This window comes from Arcticibacterium sp. GJ41-1 (assembly GCF_055808875.1).
Genome location: NZ_CM147888.1, coordinates 5,115,520 through 5,136,787, shown reverse-complemented (window position 1 = coordinate 5,136,787; position 21,268 = coordinate 5,115,520). Strand labels below are relative to the sequence as shown.

The 21,268-nt window shown below is 35.6% G+C and carries 22 protein-coding genes and 1 tRNA gene; 14 read left to right on the top strand and 9 right to left on the bottom strand.

What is annotated here, in order from left to right:
• Positions 1-75: 75 nt before the first annotated feature.
• The 4 genes from AC0L6O_RS21260 to AC0L6O_RS21245 all read left to right on the top strand — a co-directional run bounded on the left by AC0L6O_RS21260 (position 76) and on the right by AC0L6O_RS21245 (position 3,344).
• Positions 76-1,035, top strand: a complete 960-nt coding sequence (locus AC0L6O_RS21260) for an isopenicillin N synthase family dioxygenase (protein ID WP_473305202.1) — start codon at positions 76-78, stop codon at positions 1,033-1,035.
• A gap of 12 nt (positions 1,036-1,047) precedes the next feature.
• Complete coding sequence (locus tag AC0L6O_RS21255) at positions 1,048-1,599, top strand: YceI family protein (protein WP_473305201.1); 552 nt, start codon at positions 1,048-1,050, stop codon at positions 1,597-1,599.
• A gap of 104 nt (positions 1,600-1,703) precedes the next feature.
• A complete protein-coding gene (gene chrA / locus AC0L6O_RS21250; RefSeq protein ID WP_473305199.1) occupies positions 1,704-2,879 on the top strand; it encodes a chromate efflux transporter in 1,176 nt (391 codons plus the stop codon).
• Between the two features lie 72 nt (positions 2,880-2,951).
• A complete protein-coding gene (locus AC0L6O_RS21245) occupies positions 2,952-3,344 on the top strand; it encodes a RidA family protein (protein ID WP_473305197.1) in 393 nt (130 codons plus the stop codon).
• On the opposite strand, the gene AC0L6O_RS21240 is transcribed toward AC0L6O_RS21245, so the two are convergent.
• The 4 genes from AC0L6O_RS21240 to AC0L6O_RS21225 are packed head-to-tail and all read right to left on the bottom strand — an operon-like array spanning position 3,330 to position 5,795.
• Positions 3,330-3,995 carry a response regulator transcription factor gene (locus AC0L6O_RS21240; protein WP_473305195.1) on the bottom strand — a complete coding sequence of 222 codons (666 nt, stop codon included), beginning with the start codon at positions 3,993-3,995 and terminating at the stop codon, positions 3,330-3,332. The two genes, AC0L6O_RS21245 and AC0L6O_RS21240, sit on opposite strands and share 15 nt — an antisense overlap.
• 3 nt (positions 3,996-3,998) lie before the next feature.
• Positions 3,999-4,781 carry a sensor histidine kinase gene (locus AC0L6O_RS21235; protein WP_473305194.1) on the bottom strand — a complete coding sequence of 261 codons (783 nt, stop codon included), beginning with the start codon at positions 4,779-4,781 and terminating at the stop codon, positions 3,999-4,001.
• Positions 4,782-4,784: 3 nt separating this feature from the next.
• A complete protein-coding gene (locus tag AC0L6O_RS21230) occupies positions 4,785-5,450 on the bottom strand; it encodes a hypothetical protein (protein WP_473305192.1) in 666 nt (221 codons plus the stop codon).
• A 9-nt stretch (positions 5,451-5,459) separates the two neighbouring features.
• On the bottom strand, positions 5,460-5,795 hold the full coding sequence (locus AC0L6O_RS21225; RefSeq protein WP_473305190.1) for a hypothetical protein: 336 nt from the start codon (positions 5,793-5,795) through the stop codon (positions 5,460-5,462).
• Between the two features lie 269 nt (positions 5,796-6,064).
• Here AC0L6O_RS21225 and AC0L6O_RS21220 point away from each other — a divergent pair, with 269 nt between their 5' ends.
• Entirely contained in the window at positions 6,065-6,286 is a 222-nt protein-coding gene (locus tag AC0L6O_RS21220) for a PspC domain-containing protein (RefSeq protein ID WP_341227683.1), read from the top strand.
• A gap of 3 nt (positions 6,287-6,289) precedes the next feature.
• Here AC0L6O_RS21220 and AC0L6O_RS21215 read toward each other — a convergent pair whose 3' ends face one another.
• On the bottom strand, positions 6,290-7,504 hold the full coding sequence (locus AC0L6O_RS21215) for an NADH-quinone oxidoreductase subunit D (protein WP_473305188.1): 1,215 nt from the start codon (positions 7,502-7,504) through the stop codon (positions 6,290-6,292).
• A gap of 218 nt (positions 7,505-7,722) precedes the next feature.
• On the opposite strand from AC0L6O_RS21215, the gene AC0L6O_RS21210 reads away from it, so the two are divergent.
• Both AC0L6O_RS21210 and AC0L6O_RS21205 read left to right on the top strand, forming a co-directional pair.
• Positions 7,723-8,550, top strand: coding sequence for an aminotransferase class IV (locus AC0L6O_RS21210; RefSeq protein ID WP_473305186.1), 828 nt, complete (start codon positions 7,723-7,725; stop codon positions 8,548-8,550).
• Positions 8,551-8,577: 27 nt separating this feature from the next.
• The gene (locus AC0L6O_RS21205) at positions 8,578-9,144 is read left to right on the top strand and encodes a hypothetical protein (protein WP_473305185.1); all 567 of its coding nucleotides are present in this window, start codon (positions 8,578-8,580) and stop codon (positions 9,142-9,144) included.
• A gap of 274 nt (positions 9,145-9,418) precedes the next feature.
• Here AC0L6O_RS21205 and AC0L6O_RS21200 read toward each other — a convergent pair whose 3' ends face one another.
• Positions 9,419-9,835: a Dabb family protein gene (locus AC0L6O_RS21200; RefSeq protein WP_473305183.1), complete on the bottom strand. Its 417-nt coding sequence runs from the start codon at positions 9,833-9,835 to the stop codon at positions 9,419-9,421.
• A 55-nt stretch (positions 9,836-9,890) separates the two neighbouring features.
• The gene (mgrA, locus tag AC0L6O_RS21195; protein ID WP_473305182.1) at positions 9,891-10,880 is read right to left on the bottom strand and encodes an L-glyceraldehyde 3-phosphate reductase; all 990 of its coding nucleotides are present in this window, start codon (positions 10,878-10,880) and stop codon (positions 9,891-9,893) included.
• A 169-nt stretch (positions 10,881-11,049) separates the two neighbouring features.
• On the opposite strand from mgrA, the gene AC0L6O_RS21190 reads away from it, so the two are divergent.
• Positions 11,050-11,634, top strand: a complete 585-nt coding sequence (locus AC0L6O_RS21190; RefSeq protein WP_473305181.1) for a hypothetical protein — start codon at positions 11,050-11,052, stop codon at positions 11,632-11,634.
• A gap of 264 nt (positions 11,635-11,898) precedes the next feature.
• Here the strand turns inward: AC0L6O_RS21190 and AC0L6O_RS21185 are convergent, their stop codons facing one another.
• Complete coding sequence (locus AC0L6O_RS21185) at positions 11,899-12,921, bottom strand: hypothetical protein (protein ID WP_473305180.1); 1,023 nt, start codon at positions 12,919-12,921, stop codon at positions 11,899-11,901.
• An 87-nt stretch (positions 12,922-13,008) separates the two neighbouring features.
• Positions 13,009-13,076: transfer RNA gene (locus AC0L6O_RS21180), tRNA-Asn, on the bottom strand.
• 114 nt (positions 13,077-13,190) lie between these two features.
• Between AC0L6O_RS21180 and AC0L6O_RS21175 the strand changes: the two genes are divergently transcribed.
• The 6 genes from AC0L6O_RS21175 to AC0L6O_RS21150 all read left to right on the top strand — a co-directional run bounded on the left by AC0L6O_RS21175 (position 13,191) and on the right by AC0L6O_RS21150 (position 21,264).
• Entirely contained in the window at positions 13,191-14,432 is a 1,242-nt protein-coding gene (locus AC0L6O_RS21175; RefSeq protein WP_473305178.1) for a tyrosine-type recombinase/integrase, read from the top strand.
• Between the two features lie 83 nt (positions 14,433-14,515).
• Positions 14,516-15,052, top strand: a complete 537-nt coding sequence (locus AC0L6O_RS21170) for a lipocalin-like domain-containing protein (protein WP_473305176.1) — start codon at positions 14,516-14,518, stop codon at positions 15,050-15,052.
• Between the two features lie 385 nt (positions 15,053-15,437).
• Complete coding sequence (locus AC0L6O_RS21165; RefSeq protein WP_473305175.1) at positions 15,438-17,006, top strand: hypothetical protein; 1,569 nt, start codon at positions 15,438-15,440, stop codon at positions 17,004-17,006.
• A gap of 149 nt (positions 17,007-17,155) precedes the next feature.
• On the top strand, positions 17,156-17,332 hold the full coding sequence (locus AC0L6O_RS21160) for a hypothetical protein (protein WP_473305174.1): 177 nt from the start codon (positions 17,156-17,158) through the stop codon (positions 17,330-17,332).
• Between the two features lie 835 nt (positions 17,333-18,167).
• A complete protein-coding gene (locus AC0L6O_RS21155) occupies positions 18,168-19,874 on the top strand; it encodes a type I restriction-modification system subunit M (RefSeq protein WP_473305173.1) in 1,707 nt (568 codons plus the stop codon).
• 88 nt (positions 19,875-19,962) lie between these two features.
• Positions 19,963-21,264, top strand: a complete 1,302-nt coding sequence (locus AC0L6O_RS21150) for a restriction endonuclease subunit S (protein WP_473305172.1) — start codon at positions 19,963-19,965, stop codon at positions 21,262-21,264.
• The last annotated feature ends 4 nt before the right edge of the window (positions 21,265-21,268 follow it).

Sequence of the window (21,268 nt, the reverse complement as noted above, 5' to 3'; positions counted from 1 at the left end):
GATATACTTCTAAACGGTTTCTTTGACAAAAGAGCAATTAAACTCGTATTTTTGAATAACAATTTTCACAAGAATATGTCTCAACAAACACTTTTAGACACTATCCCTTCGATTGACTTAGCTGAGTTTACTTCGGGAGATTCTAAACTCAAAAATAAATTTGTAGGTGAGTTAGGTGCAGCCTTTACTAATATAGGCTTTGTCGCTTTGAAAAATCATGGTTTATCTGACGAATTAAGAGAGAAGCTATATGCCGCAGTGCAGAAGTTTTTTTATCAAGAGGGTGCTCTAAAAACAAAATATGAGTTTCCAGAGTTAGCGGGTCAAAGAGGTTATATTGGTAAAAATAAAGAAACTGCTAAAGGTTTTAAGAAGCCTGACTTAAAAGAGTTTTACCACGTAGGTCAGTTAAATCCTAGAGAGGACATGCCTGGAAATGTTTTTCCTGAGGAGGTTCCTGAATTTGAAGAATTCACAAAGGAGACTTTCCGCATCTTTGAAAATACAGGGCGTACTTTATTGAAGGCCATAGCACTTTATTTAGAGTTGCCAGAAGAGTATTTTGAGGCGAAAGTGTATCAGGGTGATAGTATTCTTAGAGCTTTGCATTATTTCCCAATCGAAAATCCTGAATTATTAGAAGAAGGGGCTGTTAGGGCAGCGGCTCATGGTGATATAAATTTGATAACGCTTTTAATGGGGGCATCGGCAGATGGACTGCAGGTATTAAGAGCAGATGGAGAATGGATTTCTGTGACTGCATTGCCTGACCAAATAGTAATAAATGTGGGTGATATGTTAGATAGGTTAACAAATCACAAATTAAAATCAACCATTCATAGGGTTATAAATCCTCCGGTTGAAAAAATGAAGACGTCTAGGTTCTCAATCCCATTTTTTATGCACCCACGTGCAGAAATGGATTTGACCTCATTAGATTCGTGTATTTCTGAGACCTCTCCTAAAGTATATGTGGATATGACTGCAGGAGAGTTTTTAGAAGAAAGATTAAGGGAATTAGGACTCAAAAAATAAATAATAACAAAAATGAAAAAAGTACTTTTAGCCATGTTTGTGACATCTGTAATGGTGTCTTGTAATTCTTCAACAAATACGGAAGAAATAGAAGAAACGACAGAGGCCACGGCTTATAATTTTAATTTGGCAAAGTCTACATTGACTTGGACGGCCTTTAAAACACCAGATAAAGTAGGTGTACCAGGAAGCTTTGATGAAATTAGCCTTTCAGGAAATGAATTTACGATCAATGCAAAAAGTGTAAACACGAACAACGAACCACGTGATGCTAAGTTGGTAGAGTTTTTCTTTAATAACCTTTCTGACTCATTAATTACTGGTTCTTATGGTGTTGCGGCAGATGGCCTTATTCCTGTAACATTGAAAATGAATGGTGTTGAGAAAACTTTTGACTTCGCTATTGCAGAAAATGATACTGCTACTATAGTAACAGGAAGTATTGATATACTTACTGACTTTAGTGGAAACGCGGCTTTAGAAGCTATTGGTGAAGCGTGTAAAGAACTTCACATGAACAAAACTTGGTCTGACGTTAGTCTTCAGGTAGTAGAGATGAAATAGGCTTAAATTTCAGATAGAGAAGCTAAAAAAAGAAATCGGTGCGTGCATCGATTTCTTTTTTTAGTAGATTGTGGTTCTAAGCCAAAAGGAACTCGCAGTGAAATATGCGTAAAATAAGATACTTTATATTTTTAAGGGATGTGCTTACCATAGCATTGACTGGTTTTGGTGGACCAAATGTTCACCTAACCTTGTTTATAAAGTATTTTGTTATTCGTCATAAATACTTAACAGAGGCAGAACTTATGGAGCTTCAGGCTCTCTGTCAAATACTTCCTGGCCCCACATCTACACAAACTTTAACGGCCATAGGCTTTAAGCTAGGAGGGCCTGTTTTAGCCATTATTACACTTTTGGTTTGGATATTACCAGCTACCATCATAATGGCTGGTGCGGCACTTGGGGTGTCTTTTATTGATAAAGATTTATTGCTAAAAATGACGCGGTTTATAAAACCGATGGGGATCGCATTTATTTTTTATGCTGCGTATGTGATAGGGCGTAAAGTGATACATTCAAAAACGAGTTGGGTTTTGATGGTTTTGGGAGCAGGTATGGCTTTTTTATACCGTTCTCCTTATGTTACCCCTGCTCTTATTCTTTTAGGAGGAATAGTGTCTTCTTTTAAGTTTGAAGAACAAGAGGTGATGGATAAAAGCCCTATAAAAATAGCATGGAGAAATTTCATTTTGTGGGCTGTGATTTTTGGAGCATCCATCACCGTAGGTTCTATTACTCAAAACCTTCCTATTCGTCTTTTTGAGAATTTTTACAGAAACGGTAGTTTGGCTTTTGGAGGAGGTCATATTATGAAACCTCTACTTTTCAATGAGTTTGTAGAGTTTAAACATTATTTATCTGCAGATGAATTTCTTTCAGGAATTGCCATAGCAGAGTTGGTTCCTGGGCCTACATTTTCAATAGCCTCCTTTGTCGGTTCATTGTCAATGAGAGATTGGGGGGTAAGTGGTCAAATTCTAGGAGCAGGAGTAGCCGCCTTAGGTATTTTTCTGCCCGGAATTTTGATGATATTTTTTGTGATTCGATTCTGGACTCAATTAAAACAATACCGAGCTGTGAGAGCTTCATTAGAAGGTATAAATGCCTCCAGTACAGGTTTAACCATAGCAGCAGGAATTTCACTTTTTGAAACCATGTCTGGCTCTATGATATCGGTATGGACTATCATAATAACCTTCTTGATTTTGATTACTACCAAAATACCTTCTTACGTAATTATTATGGGTGGGCTTTTTCTTGGTTTGATTCTAAACTACTAGTGCTCAGTCTACTTCGTTTTTTTTATAGTTAGCGATTTTGGACTAAAAGGGTACAGAAAACGTATATAAAATATGAATAGAAAAAATTTAAGTTCAGGAACGTCTTGGGAGGAGTCTGTCGGCTATTCTCGTGCCGTACGAGTGGCTAATACCATTGAAGTAAGTGGAACGGTTTCTATTACCAATAGTGGCGAAATAGTAGGAGAGAATGACCCGTTTTTACAAACCAGATTCATTTTGATGCGAATTCAAAATGCTATTGAGCAGCTGGGTGGAAAACTAGAAGATGTGGTTAGAACGAGGATTTATGTAAAAGATATAGATCAATGGGATAAAATAGGAAAAGCCCATTCCGAGTTTTTTGGTGAAATATTGCCTTGCACCACCATGATAGAGGTAAGCAGAATGATTCAGGAAACCTATTTAGTAGAAATAGAGGCTACCGCAATTTTAAACCATGATTAATTGATTTTTTACAGCGAAAGCCACTAAACTGGCCGTGTTTTTAACGCTCAACTTTTCCATTATTCTGGTTCTGTGTCCTTCTACAGTCCTTGGGCTTAGACATACTTTATCCGCTATTTCTGCGGTAGTTTGTCCTTGACAAATAAGCGTTAAAACCTCTAGCTCTCTTTCAGATAAGTCCTTTTTGTAATTAAAGAATTTTCCCGATCGTGGCAATTTTTTGAGCGTAGCCTTCCTAAGCATAACACGGCTTACAAAATCGGTAAAGTAAATTCCCTGCCCATTCACTTTCCTTATAGCAAGTTCCACCTCATCAGGTTCGGTGTCTTTTAATAAATAGCCGTTTGCACCTATTTCTAATAAATGAAGAATATACTGGTCTTCATTGTGCATGGATAGGATAATTATTTTGGGCTGCTCCTCATCTTTTTTTCTTAAATGCTCTGTGACCTCAATGCCATCCATTTCTGGCATTTGAATGTCTAAAAGAATTAGGTCAACGGTAGTACTTGGGAGCTTTTCTAAAAATTCTTTTCCATTTGACGCCTCTAATACCACTTCAAAGTCATCAATTTGCGAAAGTATCTGAACCATACCATGTCTAAAAAGGAGATGGTCGTCTACAATAGCAAGTTTAATTTTATCTTTCATGGTTTATACTTTTTGGGGGATAGATATCAAATATTCGACACCAGAATTTTTATTGGTGTTAAAGGTGTATTCTCCATCAATTACAGAAAGCCTAGAAAAAATATTTCCTAAGCCTAAGCCCTCTTTTTCAGAAGAAAGTACACTTGCAAGATCAAAACCTTTTCCGTTGTCTGTAAACTTTATTTGCAGTTTTTCGGAAATAACTCTTAAGTCAATTTCAATCAAAGATGCTTCAGCGTGTTTCAAGGAGTTATTAGTTAGCTCTTGAATAATTCTATAGACCGCCAATTCTAAATCGGGATGGAATCTTTCTAAGTCGTCTTCATGGCTGAAATGAAACTCAACGGATGCGGCTTCCTCCATTTTTTGAATAAATTCTTGAATGGCCAGCTCGAGACCAAATTTCTCAAGAGTACGAGGTATAAGGTCACGCGACAAGTTTCTGACTTGGGTTAGTGCTTCAGTTACAAGCTGTTTTGAATGGTTTACCCTTTCCACTACATTGGAATCCACCTGTTTACTGAGAGAGCTAATGCTAAGCTTTGTGGCAGAGAGTAGCCCGCCTATTTCGTCGTGGAGGTCATTGGATATTTTTCTACGAACTACTTCTTGTACGGCTAGAGAGTTGCTAAGCATTTGCTTTTGATGCACTTCTTTTAATTGCGTTAGGGCTCTTTGGCTTCTAATTTGTTTTCTTTGATAATATACCACAAAACCAACGACAGAAAACCCCATTAAGGTTAATATAACAGTACCAATAAGAATAGATTGAACTACCGGATCCATTAATTAAATTGTTTGCTTAAAATGTTTATTATCAAGAAATATAGCTATGGAAATAAAGGTAACAAAGATGTACTTGAAGAAGTCTCTTAGGTGCCTGAAAGTGGGGAAGTAATTATTAATGTGAGTGGTATACTCGGTGAAAATAAACATAAAAAGAGTACCTAAACTACTTATCAATAAACCTGTGAAGAACCAAAATTTTGGGTATTGGAAGAGGTTTTTTACTTCTAGTTTTTCTAATAATTCATAAAAGAACATGAAAGACAAGCCAATGAAAAGGAGTCGGTTAAAAGTGAATATTTTGCCAGAGTAATTAACGAGGTCAAAACCAATAAAAATAATAATGGCAAAAATAATGTAAATGATACTTAAGGCTCTTAATGAAAGCCCGTGGAGCATTTTGTAAAGCACATAAAACAACCAGCCAGCAATAAGTATTTCTTGTAAGTTAGCCCATTTATAGTTGTTTATACCTTGGAGAGCAGTCCACCAAAGTGAAATATCAGTCAGGGCTAATATGGCAGTATAGCCCCACATTAGTTTAATATCTGGCGTTAGTCGTCGCCACCTTACTATTCCTAAAAATAAAGGGATTAGAATACATGCACTTTCAAATACTGAACTTGGGTATTTTGAGATAAAACGTAAAAAATTGTCTAGCGATGTCATATTTTTTTATCAACAATGATCGGGACAAACGGGGCCATCTCCGCCACGATTGTCGCCATCATCACCTAGGCCACCATTTGTTGGTTTATTTACAATGTCGCCATAAGTGTCTATAGGAGTTAAAATGATGTTGGGGATGAGGTTTTCATTTATTCCATAGGAAAATCTAATCCCAACTACCGAGTCTCTGTTAAGCATTTCTTGTAAAATATCAGAGCCATAAAATTGGGAGCGTACGGCATCTGGGTCTCCTATGGCTATCATATAAGTGAGCTCGTTGTCTAGAGCTTTGGTATTACTAATATATTCGCCAAAAGTGGGTTTGAATTTTGGTTCTTTATTCATGTCTATGGTTAGATGGAAATATAAAGTTAATTCTAAATGCTCAAACCTGTTCAGTAAAAATGTGTCTAAAATGAAGCTCTTTTACAAATGGCTTGTTTTTAGCTAGTTATTCGGTTCTGCCGTGTAAATGGTCTAAGCAAGTCCTTTAAGGTCTATAAAAGGGATTATAACGACCTGTTCTGGTAGGTTTGGGCTAAATTGATTAGTGAATTCTTTTAAAAGCATTAACTTAGTGTGTTCTTTGCTAAATTCAAATGAGAAACCACTTCATGGAAAAAATTAAATACCTTGTAGAAAGTAGGCTTTTTGGCGTATGTTCTAAAATTGGTCAAAAGATGAATTTCTCGGCCAGTAGCATTAGACTGTACTTTATATACGCATCTTTTTTTACGCTTGGTTCTCCTATTATTATTTATATGGTTTTAGCTTTTTGGATGGAGGTTAGGAAGCATCTCAGAAGGCATGAAAACCCAAGTGTTTGGGAGTTGTAATTATTACCTGTCTACTTCACCCATTACCACATCAATTGAACCTACAATAGCGACCAAGTCAGCTATCATTGTTCCTCGCGATATTTCGGGTAGTATTGATAAGTTATTGAAAGAGCAAGCTCTTACTTTCGCTCTTTCAGGAATATCAGATTTTCCGTTTGTCTTAAAAAAGAAGCCTAACTCGCCCTTAGGGTTTTCAGCTCTGCAGTAAAACTCCATTGCTTTTGGCCTAATTTTCTTAGGAACTAAAGCTTGTGGGTCAAAACTTCTATCTCTTTTATGTTCTTTAGTTAGCTTTTCAAGACATTGCTCAATAATCTTAACAGACTCTGTGCATTCTTGAACCCTAACATTATTTCTATCCCAGCAGTCGCCTATGGTTCCCATTTCTCCTTTACCCACAGGTATGTCAAAATCAATTTCAGGGTAAACAGAATAGGCGTCAACTCTTCTTAAGTCGTATTTCAAACCGCTTCCTCTAAGGACAGGTCCAGAGCAACCGTAATTTACTGCCATCTGAAGTGGTAAAACGCCTACATTAGCGGTTCTGTTAATGAAAATATGATTGTCAATAATTATTTGACGAAGCTCTACCAGTTTTGGCTTAAGGTAATTCACAAACTCCAAGCACTTTTCTTCAAAGCCAACTGGGAGGTCATAGAACAAACCACCAATCCAGATATAATTATAAAGCATTCTTGCTCCAGAAGCCCACTCCAGCATTCTCATGATGGTTTCACGGTCTCTAAAGAGCCAAAGAAATGGTGTAGCTGCTCCAATATCCAAGCCATAGGTACCTATCGCAATAAAATGAGAGGCTAGTCTATTTAACTCAGCTACTAAAACGCGGATGTATTCTACTCGCTTGGGAATGTCATTTTCTATGCCGAGCATTTTTTCAACACCCATAGCCCATACATGTTCAGAATTCATGGCCGCCACATAATCTAACCTATCCACAAATGGGATAGCTTGATTAAAAGGAACTGATTGAGCATGTTTTTCAAAGCAACGATGTAAATATCCCATATGCGGGACCACGTCTTTGATTATTTCGCCATCTGTAACTACCTCTAGTCTTAAAACCCCGTGGGTAGATGGATGCTGTGGGCCAATATTAATGAGCATTTCCTCCGTTTTTAACTTGGAGGCGTCATATTTTACTGGCTCTGAGAGCGTCAGATTTTCGGGTTTGTATTTGTATTGAATGCTTGACATTTCTTATCGGTAAAGTTAATAGAGAAATGTTCAAGTTTTTATTTTTTTCGAATTAATGGTATTCACCTTTCTTTAAAATTGAGAAAGACTCCCTTAATTTGAAATTATTAAGGATTTTATGGGAGTAATTTACCTTCCTTTTGGCTCAGCAAAGTTTATGGAAATAGTCTTTCAGAAATCTTGTTAATTTACATCGGTATTGATTTAAAATATAGACAATGATGAAAAGTCACAGTTGGTATAATGGGCAAATAATGCCTTCGGAAGATATTACGATTAGTCCAAACGACTTGGGTCTACTGAGAGGGTATGGCCTGTTTGACTATTTCAGGACGTATAACGGGAAGCCTTTTCAGTGGGATTGGTATTGGCAAAGGTTTAAAGGTTCGGCCGATTTGTTAAATATTCCTTTTGGTATGAAACAAGAGGATGTTTTTGGAATTTTGACAGAGCTTTATAAGCTTTCAAACGCTGAAGAAGTAGCTTATCGATTTTTACTAACTGGTGGAGATGCTCCAGACAGTTCTACCATGACAAAGCCGAATTTTCTTATTCGTTCAGAAAATCTATCACAAATGCCAGCTGAGGCTTTTGATGAAGGAATTTCAATAATTACGCATGAGTATTCTCGTGATATGCCTACGCTTAAGTCTACAGATTATAAAAGAGTGATGTCACTTCAGCCGGCTATAAAGGCTGCAGGGGCTATTGATGTTTTATATCATACTGGCGGTCTTCTATCTGAAATGAGTAGGAGCAATATCTTTTTGGTCAAAGACAATCAAATTAAAACACCTGCCACAGGAGTTTTAAGAGGTATTACCAGAAGGACAGTTATGGAATTGGCAAAGTCAGACCATGAAGTGAGCGAAACGGATTTATTTTTAAAAGACATTTTTGAGGCAGACGAGGTGTTCACCACTTCTACCAATAAGAAGGTTTTACCCGTGACTAAAATTGACAACGTTACTATCGGAAATGGCATGGCGGGTACGGTTAGTAAAGAAATGTTGGCACGTTTTGATGAATTTATCGTTAATTGGTAAGAACCCAAATATTCTTTTAGATTTTTAATGCACGACATAGAACCTTATCATAATTGGCAAAAGTATTATCAGGCAGATAAAGACATGCGTTCTCCGTTTTTCGGAAGGGAGTATAGCATTTATTATGAAAATGATGTTTATGGCTACTATATAGACCCTCGCTGGGATGATATTGGCTCAGAAACACTTTATATAAAATTACTTTATACTGATTACACTAATAATGTGGCGGTGCTAGAGCTTTTTGGCGAGTGGAATGATACCCTGCATAATGACATCATGCATCTGAAAAGAAACGTGATTGACAGGCTGCTGAAAAACGGAATTGACAAGTTTATCCTGATTGCTGAAAACCTGTTTCAGTTTCATGGTGGAGACCAAGATTATTACGAAGAATGGTTTGACGATGTGGAAGATGGCTGGGTAAGTATCATAAACGCACCAGAGTTTATTCTCTCGGAAATGCAGAAATATAGACTTGACTATTATTTGAATTTTGGCGGGACGCTTCAGTTTGACAATTGGCGTACGCTAAAGCCCAAAAGGCTATTTGACCTAGTAGAGGCTTTAATGCAGCGGAGGTTGGGTGCTTGACTCATTGTTTTCTTTCTTAGAAGGCTTTTTTATACCTATTTTGTAGAAAAGGTAAGCAAAACCAATAAGGAAATGGAGGATAACTATCGCAGCTATGAGGTAAGTGAAATCCATCTTTTTTTCTTCAAAATTCGGGTTCTTTTTCTGAAGATAATATGACTTTTATCACCAAAAAGAAAAATTAAAGGAGACGTTCTATAAAGAAAAAGGAAGAGCCAAGCCCTTCCTTTTTTGCCGTTTAGGCTCTTAATAATAATGTAGTTTTTGGTTCTACTTACTGAATAGAATCATAAACCTTAACAGTACTCCAAAGGTGACTATAGTCTTCCACAAACTTTAAGTGAATAGGGTCTACTTGGTACATTTCTTCTTCTTCCATGTTTTTGAATAGGCACATCCAGCTTACTGCATAGTCTTTCACTATTACTTCTCTGTCTGTAGCTGCAGGGAAACCAATGTAATGTTTCTGAATAGTTTCTACTTTAGCTAATTTGTTCAAACCTTCTACCAGTTTTGCTCTGTCTTCGGCACTGTCAGGGTTATTCAAGTAGAAATATACGTGATGAATAAATGGGTTTTCTAATTCAGTGACAGCCTCTGTGATAGTTTCTGTTACTTCTGCTGCTTTTTCTTCTACTGGTGTACAAGAGAAGGCAAATGATAAAATTAAAAGAGATAAGATTGATTTCATTTTTTTTGTTAAAATATAGAGTGATACTAAGCATAAAAAATGCAGAGAAGATAAATTACTTTAGAATAGTTTCGATTTGAGCAAGCTCCTCAGCAGAAAACGCTTTGTTTTCTAAAGCACCTAAAGAGTTTTGTAATTGAGAAACACGTCTAGCACCAATCAAGACAGTAGTTACTCTTTGGTCTTTTAATAACCAAGCTATGGCCATTTGTGCCAAAGACTGTCCTCGGCCTTCGGCCAAATCGTTTAGCTTTTGAATTTTTGCTATCAAGCCATCGCTTAGATCCTCTTTTTGCAAGAAACCGTGGTCTAAAGCCGCACGAGAACCTTCAGGTATTCCTTTCAAATATTTACTTGTCAATAAGCCTTGAGCTAGTGGAGAGAAAGGGATACAGCCTACGCCATTGTCTCCTAAAACATCCATAAGGCCAGCTTCGGCATCCCTAACTAGCATGCTGTATTTTGGCTGATGAATTAAACAAGGTGTTCCTAAGTCTTTCAATATCGCTAAAGCTTCTTTTGTTTGCTCAGGGTTATAATTACTTAAACCCGCATATAATGCCTTTCCAGAGCGAACAATACTGTCCAAAGCACCCATGGTTTCTTCCATTGGCGTGTCTGGGTCTGGGCGGTGCGAGTAAAATATGTCTACATATTCTAAGCCCATTCTTTTTAGACTTTGGTCGCAGCTAGAAATAAGATATTTTCTAGAACCCCACTCTCCGTATGGGCCAGGCCACATGAGATAGCCAGCTTTAGAAGAAATGATAAGTTCATCTCTGTAAGGCAAGAAGTCCTTTTTAAGAATAGAGCCAAAGTTTTCTTCAGCAGAACCTGCAGGAGGTCCGTAGTTATTTGCAAGGTCAAAATGTGTCACACCTGCATCAAAAGCAGTATGTAAAATAGACCTATATGTTTCGTAAGTATCTACACCACCGAAATTATGCCACAGGCCAAGAGAGATTTCAGGAAGTCTGATGCCGCTTTTGCCACATCTACGATACTCCATTTTGTCATATCTGGCCGGATTTGCTACGTATGTCATTTGTGTAATAATTAAGTTTAGGTTGGAAAATTACGCTAAGGTAATAAGCCCATTCGAGGTCTGCTTTGTTTTTGGATTCAAATTATCTTTTGACCAGCTTATTTTGACTTAGGCTAGTTTTCTGATAGAATGTCTATATTTATTATTGAGTTTTAAATCAATGCCCTCCATGAAATATTTACTAAGGCTTAGCCTTCTTTTATTTTCAATGAGCCTTACGGCTCAAAAGAAACCAGTTTCTGGTCAATTTACACTCTTTGATGTAACGTTTGACTATACAAAATTTGATGCTGATAATGCTATACCAAATAAATCGCACTACTACGTCAAAGGCGATTTGATTAACGCAGAAAGGCCAAGCGATTGGACTTCGCCAGTTGATTATAGAAACGGAACAGTTCATATTCGTATTGAAGTCATAGAAAAACCAGAAGGCAGCGAGCCGACCAAGTGGACGCTATGTTATATTCCAAACAAAGGACAAGGGAACGGCTACGGCTGTACAGGAACAGAGCTATATACAGAGGAAGGAGTCTATGAGCTAGATGTTGATATGCATGACTTTTGGGAGAACGAATCCATTATTTGGTCAGAAGGAATAAAACAAATGGACTTAGTCATAAAAGACGATAGCGGCGGACAAGGAAAAGCTCACAAAAGAGCAGACCACGAAAAGTTTTTCCCCACCAAAGTCAGAATCTCCATGGTACAGGTTGCTGCTGGATTGGAGTATGATGCTGAGCTATTTGAGTAGGGGGGGCGTGATTTTTTTAACGATTACACAACCTTTGGTTTTTTATCGAAATCCATATACTCGGCTATTGTCAATTTTTAGAAAATAGAAGGCTTGACTTTCTAATAAACCAGACCCTTAAAAACAGTTGTATAGAGGCATTTTTGGAAGGAAAGTGTAGGAAGGTTTCGAGCGAAAAGGTGTAATGAAATAAGGAATTTATGAATAGAAAATGTGTTTACCAGTTACCTTTTGACAAATAATAAGTGAAGTGTTCTATTTATTCTAAAGCTTATATATGCCTTTCTTTTTTAATTTACTTACAAATTTTTCAAAATCCTCATCTAGCCCTTTATAAGAGTCGATGTAATCAGGAACATCTTCATTTGTCATGTTTTCTTGCTGTTTCAGCTTTAGTAAATCCTTATAGTTTAAGTACTCTAAATAGTCGTTTATGATATCATCTATAAATGAAATAGATTTTGTTTTCCAAAGTTGGGTTTGGGTATCTTCATCAAGTTTAACAAGAAGTTGTAATTCAAGATTTAAATACTCTTTCACTTTACTAAGTTTGTCAATGTCTTTGAGATCAAGGTAGCAGATGTTTGTTAAGGGTGTTTTTAATAGGATAGATTGTATTCTTATTATGCCATTAGAATAAAAAAACTTACGCATTTCGTTAAATCTATTGTAAACAATAGAGATGTATGCTTTTTGGCTATTAACCTTAGAGTTGAAAAAGGCGATTGTTGAAAGAAAGTCTTGAAACAGGGTGAAAAAAAACTTTGGGTATTTTTCAGGTATGATAATTTTAGAATTCGTTTTAGAAAGAAGGGGTTCGTCAAAAATTAAATAGTCCATCATTTTGGAATAGTATGAACTTGCATCTTCGGTTGTATTTAAAGCGTTCTTCAATTCAAAGTTCTGTAATTTATTATCAATCAAATCTAGTTTTCTTATGGTTTCTAGAAATATCGTTTCTTCAAACTTATCCGTTCTCTCATTATCTATCTGTTTTTGAATTTTTCTGTTGGCCTCTATTTGCTGGTCAATAGTTATGTATATTAAAATAGCACTTACCAAACCAATAAAAGGAGACAGTATACCCCCGATTGTGTCACCAATTTCATTAGGCTTGGAGGTTCCTAAGTCATAGGCCCAAGAGAAGTGAGTAATCAGAAAGGGCAGGAGAAATACGCCTACAAAGGCTAGCGTAATTACCGCTATGGCCCATTTTTTCAAGTTCTTTGAACGTTTATTGTTGTTCTCAGAGTTCTCTAGTTCTGGCAGATGTGATTTTGGATTCATGTTCTAAAAGTATCATGAATTCCTCAGAAATTCGGCAGAATTTAAAAACTGGGCATAAAAAAAGCAGCAAGAATGCTGCTTTTTTGCTCCTTCTCTTGGGCTCGAACCAAGGACCCTCTGATTAACAGTCAGATGCTCTAACCAGCTGAGCTAAGGCGAAGTGCCCATTAATGCTTGAAAAGGGTAACTCTCCTTAAGCTATTTAACAAACCAGTCTCTTTTACATATCAGTGTTGTTCATTTTGTTGTTCACCTAAAATATGTAAATCATGAGTATAAAGAGACCTACATTTAAAATCATTCAAGACCTAAGAAAGGCTTCTAAGGAGAATACTTTTCCTGTAAAGCTTAGAGTCACCTACAATAGAAAGTTTAGAGTATATTCTTTTGGTTATAATCTATCAGAAGAGGATTATGCCAAGTTAGAGTCTCCAAAACTTAGGGATAAGAACCTATTAGCTATAAGAGAGTTTTGCCAGTCAGAGCTTCATAGAGCCAAAGAAATAGCTGATGTATTTAATGTATTTGATTTTCAAACTTTCAAAAATACCTTTTATGGCATAGAGTCGGAATCTGAGTCTACCTTGGCTGTAGTCTCATTAGAATCCTATTTCCAAGAGTATATATCAAAACTTAGGAAAGAAGAAAGAGTATCTACTTATCAATCAATGGAAAATGCTCTTGCTTCCCTACAGAAATTTAAAAGAGATGTTGATTTTCAGGATATTATACCTGAGTTTCTTGAAGAGTATGAATCTTGGATGCTTGAACAAGGCAGAAGTACTACTACAGTTGGTATTTATATGAGAAACCTCAGGTCTGTTCTTAATTGTGCTATTGAAGCTGAGGATTTTAACAAATCACAGTACCCTTTTTCTAAGAAGAAGTATCAGATTCCTTCTAGCAGGAACATTAAGAAAGCCCTAACCAAACAGGAAATCAAGCTAATTATTGACTATAAGGCTGAATATATGTCTATCAGAGATAAGGCTAAAGACTTTTGGCTCTTTAGTTATTTATGTAATGGCATAAATATTAAGGACATAGTTAACCTTAAACAGAAAGATGTAGAAGCAGATAGAATACACGTAGTAAGAGCAAAGACAAAGAGAAGCTTAAAATCTATTCAGAAGCCTATTGCAATTCCCCTACATCCTTTGGCACAGGAAATCCTGAACAAATGGTCTTATCCATATTTAGGAGATGAAGATTATGTGTTTGACATTTTGACTAAAGAAGTCAGTCCTTTAAGAGAAAGACAACTTATTCAGAATTTCACTCGTGTTATAAACAGTAATATGTCTAAAATTAGTAAGGAAATTGGTCTGAATAAGCTTGTAACTACTTATGTAGCAAGGCATTCATTTGCATCTGTACTCAAATCAAATGGAGCACCAATAGAATATATTTCAGAAGCTTTTGGTCATACTAGTTTGAAGACGACACAAGCCTATTTGGCTAATTTTGACCATCAGACAAAGAAGAAATATAGTAATCTTCTTACAGAGTAATAGCCATTTCAAATGTCATCTACAGAATTAGTAGGTGACATTCTTTTTTACTTCCTTTGCGAGCTAATTTTAACACAGCAACAATGATTCTACAAAAATCCCTCTTTATCCTTATTCTTCCATTTTTATTGTCTCTCAGTTCGTGCAAGAATAATGGCAATAATATAAAACCAGAGACAGGCATAGTTGGTGCATGGAAAGTGGTATATGTGATTGAAAATGATAATGGTGATGAAAGAAGTGAGGTAGTGGACAATAGTGGTCCTTACTCTTATATTGAGTTTTATGAGGACAACCTCTTTTATTCAACTTTTGAGTTCTTTACCTTTGGATTTGATAATTTCCGTCCTTTTTCAGGCAAGCAAACCATATCTGGCAATACTCTAACCCTTTCCTACTATTTGGCTTCTATTGAAAAGGACTATAATACTGTTTTTCAGATAATCTCTATAGATTCGCACGAACTTGTACTGAGATTTAACCATTCAGATTATGCTTCTTCACTTGTAGAAGCTGGTGTAATTTCATCTATTTCAGATTTAGGTGAGCCCAATTTTACATATGTGGAGTTCACTCTAACCAAACAGCCCAATGGCATGCCAGAGGAACTTAAAAATTAAGCCTTGTTTTTTTATTCCTGTAAATCCCTTGCAGTAAGTCTATTGAGAAGTGTTTTCAGGATTCCTTTTCTCCCTAGGAACTTAATAGGCTCTTGAAATGTCTCTTTCACATACATATGTAGGTTTCATTTTTTTGTAACTTATATAGTACATGGAAGTACGAAATTACTTTCAGGGTCTCTTAGAATAATCCAAAGAGGTCTTTACAGTAGTCTTACCTAAGAAACCTGTGGAAAGGTCACTCTCAGTCTACTAATTTATTACGAAGACCTAGGTCTTCGGTTGTTACATAGTCTTGTTTTGACACTAGTAATTATGGTGTCTGGGCAGTTCTATGCGTATTCCAAAGTTTGGAATACTTTGAACTTAATAAATTAGTAAACTAATGAATTTTTTTACTGTAATTCCCAATTTCCAAGGTCAAGGAAAACCAATCCCATCCCCAAACATAGAACTATTTGGAGATTCCATGTTTCTAAGTAGAAAAGCCCCATGGGTTCTCAATTGTGAAAACCAAATGGCATATGGCTTTGTTGAATTTATTCGACTAGTCAACAATTTAAAGACCACAGAAGAAGCCTCTCAGTTTATTCTTGATAAGACTGGCATTCTACTAGAGCCTGATGAGTTTAAGTGTAAGAAGCATGTTCCACAAAATATTGATTCTTTTAAACCTGAAAAACCTAAAAGGATATCTAAGGAGCCTGATACAGAGATTAGTTTTGATTTTTCTGATGAAGAACTTAAAGAAGCAGGGGTAGAACAGTCTTCTTCTGAAACTACTCAGAATTACAAAAAACTTCCTCAAAAGCAACAAAAAGCTTTTGAAATTGAAGAAGAGGAAGAAATATACAAGTTACAAAAGAAATACAACTGGCTAGGGGATTTGATAAAGTCAGAGAAAATCATTAGGAAAACAGCCTCAAAATCCATTGTATGGCGTGAGCCATTAATTACCTATTTAGGATTTCCAGTAATTAAGAAAAACACCCTTAATCTTATTCAAGGACAGTTTGGCAGTCATAAAAGTAGACTAGCTAGTTTTTTTGCATCACTATTACTTACCCATAATAAGGAAGGAAAACTTGGATTTAAAGTAGGGAGTTCTACAAGGTCTGCAGTTGCAATTATTGATTCAGAAAGAAGCATTAGTGAGGAGTTGCCATATGCATTAGCACAAATGAACAAGCATACTAAACTAGACTTAGAGTCAGATATAACTTTTTTCTGCACATCAATAAAAAATATTCCAAGAGAGCATAGGCAGAGAGCCATAAAGCAGTATTGTAGATATGTAGAAGTACACGCATTATTTAAACCATTGATAATTCTTGATGTAGCAAGTGACTGTATTCAAGATTTTAATTCAATAACTGAATCCAACCAACTTTTAGACTTCTTAGGGAATTTATGTGAGGAGCATGATGCTACAGTTTTAATGATTATACATGAAAACCAAGGCACTACTAAAGCTCGAGGACATTTAGGAAGTGAGGCTGCAAACAAATCTAGTAATGTGTTTGGTATCAGCCAAATTCATCTACAGGATGGTACAAAGACAGAACTCATTAGAGTAAATTTTGTCAAGAGCAGGATGAGCAAGCAAATTCCCCCACTTTATCTTAAATACTCTGATAAGTTGCAGGATTTTGAGAAAGCAACACCACAGGAAGTTAAACAACTAAAAAGAGATACAGAACAATCTGCACCTACAGAAAAAGTAGCAAATGAAGTATCACTTATGCTTGGTGAAATAGGTGTCATTAAAGAACAGAAGGACTTAGTAAAACATCTAACTGTAAAGTTCGACTGTAGTATTGGAACTATAAAGTCTAGACTGAAATCTGTAGAAGAAGACCAGCTTATTTTGACCAATAATAAAGGACATAAATGCAAGCTTAAAGCTATAAGTGTATCTGGGAAAGCTACTAAATACCAATTAGTAGAAATCTAACTATTAAATCTTAGTAACACAGTATTGTGATTCTAGGTAATACTTTCCACTTACAATTATTGCAGAAAAGGTACTCGTATTGAGTGGATACAGCATACTCAAAAATAGGGTGAGGAATTAATTAAATCATAAATATAATTTTAATAAACATGTTAACAGCTACAAAAAAAGAGATTTTAGAAGAGATAATAGTCTGCCTTTCAAATGAAGGGTTTGAAAGTAAAATGGAGAATCATTTGACATATTTATTTAAAGGAAATGACTTAGGTTTTACACTAAAAAATCAAAAAGGGCTACATAAAGGAAGTAGCCTCTTTCTATTATAGACCTAACCAAATCAATATATATATATATATAAGGACAAATTAGTCTGGATGGGTAATGATTTTCAAGTTCACCTACATTGATATGGTTTAAGAATTCTCAACCTGTAGGTGTTTTTTGCAAGAATTTTAAGCAGTTCACCTACATGTTGAAATAGTAAGATTAGAGGTCTGTGGGAATATAAAAGTTTGAGTATTGCCAAGTAATATTTAAAAGAGTCTGATTTGCTTATTGTTTAAGTTTGATGTACACCTACCAATCCTGTAGGTGTCCTTTCCTATGGGTTTATTGCATATCAATAAGAGAACCTAAAGAATATTTATGAAAGACCCAACCAAAACAAAGTCTCCCTATATATATATAAATTTAGTTAGGTATGTATTTCTTTTTAAAAGAAGAATAAGAAAGTCTTAAATGAAGTTTTTTTTAACAAACTCTGAATTTCAAGAATTGACAAGTCCTACTATTTTCAAGAATTAAGAACCTTTACTTAATCTAAAGATGAAGCCAACCAAGATAATTGCCCCTTATATATATATTGATTTAGTTAGGTATATTAATATTCAGTTTTAAAGATAGGAGTATGATAATTTGACTGATACACAATCATTGCTAAAGGAATCTTTTTGCTCTTTTATAAACAAAGTGCTAGCACTCTTTACATAGCTTGCTTATTGTGTATTTACTGGTCAAAGTCTCTTTTAAGATTTTGTTGAATTTCTTCTAACACCTCCTAAACATGTAGATGAATTGCATTTTTGATAGTTTTATGGCTAACTCTTAGCAGATGTCACCTTTCAATATTTTATATTGCAAGCTAAAAGCCACTCAAACCCTATGTCAACCCATCAAGAAATCTCCTCCTTTATCTGGAATGTATGTGATGATGTCCTTCGAGGACTATTTAAACAGCATGAATATGGAGATGTTATTCTACCATTTGTTGTACTTAGAAGACTAGATTGTGTACTTGAACCTCAAAAGGAACAAGCCCATAAGCTCTATGAGGAATATAAAGACAAGATTGATGACCCAAGTCCTATCATTAAAAATGCTATTAAGCATAGTTTTTACAATTACTCTAAATATGACCTTTCTAGCCTTCCCTCTAATAGCTTAAAGCTTAATTTTGATAACTACTTGAATGGATACTCTAAAAATGTCTCTGACATTCTTGAGAAGTTTCAGCTAGAGAAGCCAATTGAAAAGCTATTAAGAAACAACAGGCTCTACCTATTGATTTCTAAGTTCAAAGAGGTTGACTTACACCCTGAGATAATTAGCAACCATACTATGGGGCAAATCTTTGAGGAACTTCTACGAAAGTTCTCAGAGATGAGCAATGAAACTAGTGGAGAGCATTATACTCCTAGAGATGTTGTCAAGCTTCTAGTAGGTCTGACATTTTCTGAGAATAAATCAGACTTAGAAGGAGAAGGTAAAATAAGGTCAATATTTGACCCATGCTGTGGTACTGGTGGAATGCTAACAATAGGCAAAGAATGGATACAGGAAAATATCAACCCTAATATAGATATCAAGCTTTCTGGCCAAGAGTTAAATCCTCAGACCTATGCCATATGTAAGTCAGATATGCTTATTACAGGAGAAAATCCTGAGAATATACACTTAGGCAGTAGCTTGTCTGATGACCAACTACAAGGAAAGACTTTTGACTATATGATTACCAATCCACCTTTTGGTGTGTCATGGAAATCTGAACAGGAACAGGTAAAGAAGGAAGCTCAAAATCCCCAAGGTAGGTTCTCTGTAGGAACTCCTAGAAGTTCAGATGGTTCCCTTTTATTCCTACAGCACATGATTTCTAAGATGGAAGAGAAGGGCAGCAGAATAGGAGTAGTTTTTAATGGCTCTCCACTTTTTACAGGAGATGCGGGTTCAGGAGAATCAGAGATAAGAAAATGGATAATTGAAAATGATTGGCTTGAGGCTATTGTAGCACTTCCAGACCAGTTATTCTTTAACACAGGCATTAGCACCTATATCTGGATTGTGAATAACAAAAAGAGAAAGGAAAGAAAAGGTTATGTACAGCTAATAAATGCCACAGACTTGCACCATAGTATGAAGAAGTCTTTAGGAGATAAGAGAAAGGTTATTTCAGATGCTCAAAGAGATGAAATAATTGCCACTTACTTAGACTTTAAAGACTCTGATATTTGTAAGATTTACCCTAACACCTACTTTGGTTATAATAAGGTAACCATAGAGCAGCCACTTGTAGATGAAGATGGAGAAGTCATTAGAAATAAGCAGGGAGAGCCTAAGCCAAACAGTAAGCTAAGAGACTATGAGAGAATTCCTTTAACTGTAGATGTTGATAGCTACTTTGATGAAGAAGTACAGCCACATTTACCTCAAGCTTGGATGGACAGAGCTAAAGATAAGGTAGGTTATGAGATTAACTTCACAAGGTATTTCTATGAATATAAGCCACTCAGAAGCTTAAAAGATATTACTGATGATTTGTTAGAGCTTGAAAAAGAGAGTGATGGTCTATTTCAACAAATCCTTGAGAAATGAGTAAAATAGACTTGATGAGTTTTGAAGAAGCAACAAATTGGATTGGAATCAAAGAAGGGGCATTACATCTTTTAGCACCTAGAACCACATGAAGACATACCCAAAATATAAGCCGACCAAAACTGAATGGATAGGAAATATTCCAGTTCATTGGTCTGAAAAAAGCCTGAAATATTTAATAACTATCAATGATGATACATTAAATGAAAAAACTGATGAAAATCTCGAAATCAATTATATAGAGATTGCTGATGTCAATGCTTCAGAAGGTATTAAGAATAGCACTCTCCTTATGTTTAAGGATGCTCCATCAAGAGCAAGAAGGAAGGTGATTCACGGAGATGTAATAGTTTCTACTGTAAGAACATATCTTAAGGCTATTGCTACCATAAGGAATCCTATAGGAAATCTAATAGCCTCTACTGGATTTGCAGTTCTAAGACCTAGAAAAATAGAATCAGGCTTTTTGGGATACTTTGCTTTAAGTAACTATTTTATTGATTTCACTATATCTAATTCTTATGGTGTTAGCTATCCAGCTATAAACAGTTCAGAGATTGGAGAAATAAAGTCATTTTTACCACCCCTCAATGAACAAAAAGCAATAGTCACCTACCTAGACAAAAAGACAGCCCTAATAGATGATTTACTAGCCAAGAAGGAAAGGAAAATAGAACTACTTAAAGAGAAGAGAACAGCACTAATTAATCATGTAGTCACTAAAGGGCTTAATCCTGATGTGAATCTTAAAGATTCAGGTGTAGAATGGATTGGGGAGATTCCTGAGCATTGGAAAATAAAGAAAAACAAATACATTTTTGAAATTATAAAAAAAATCTCAGGAGAATTGGGTTATGATGTACTATCAGTAACTCAAAAGGGGATAAAAGTAAAAGATATTATTTCAGGAAAGGGACAAGTGTCAATGGATTATTCAAAATATCAATTAGTTGAAAAAGGTCATTTCATAATGAATCATATGGACTTGTTAACGGGCTATGTTGACATTTCTAAGCAGCTAGGTGTAACTAGTCCTGACTATAGAGTATTTAGGTTAAAAGACATCCAAGCTATAAGTGCATTCTACCTTTTCATTTTTCAACTGGGTTACACCAATAAAATATTTTATGGCTTTGGTCAGGGAAGTTCAATGTTTGGAAGATGGAGGTTACCTAGTAAAGCATTTGAACAGTTTGGATTTCCATACCCTCCAATGTCAGAACAAAAGAAAATTGTAGACTATCTTAAGAAGCAAATTGAAATAATAGATAAAACAATTGAGATAGAAAAAAAGAAGATAGAAAAGCTAAAAGAATATAGGCAAAGCCTTATCTCTAATGTGGTTACAGGAAAAATATGTATACTTGAAGACAATCTGCTATCTGACTAATTTG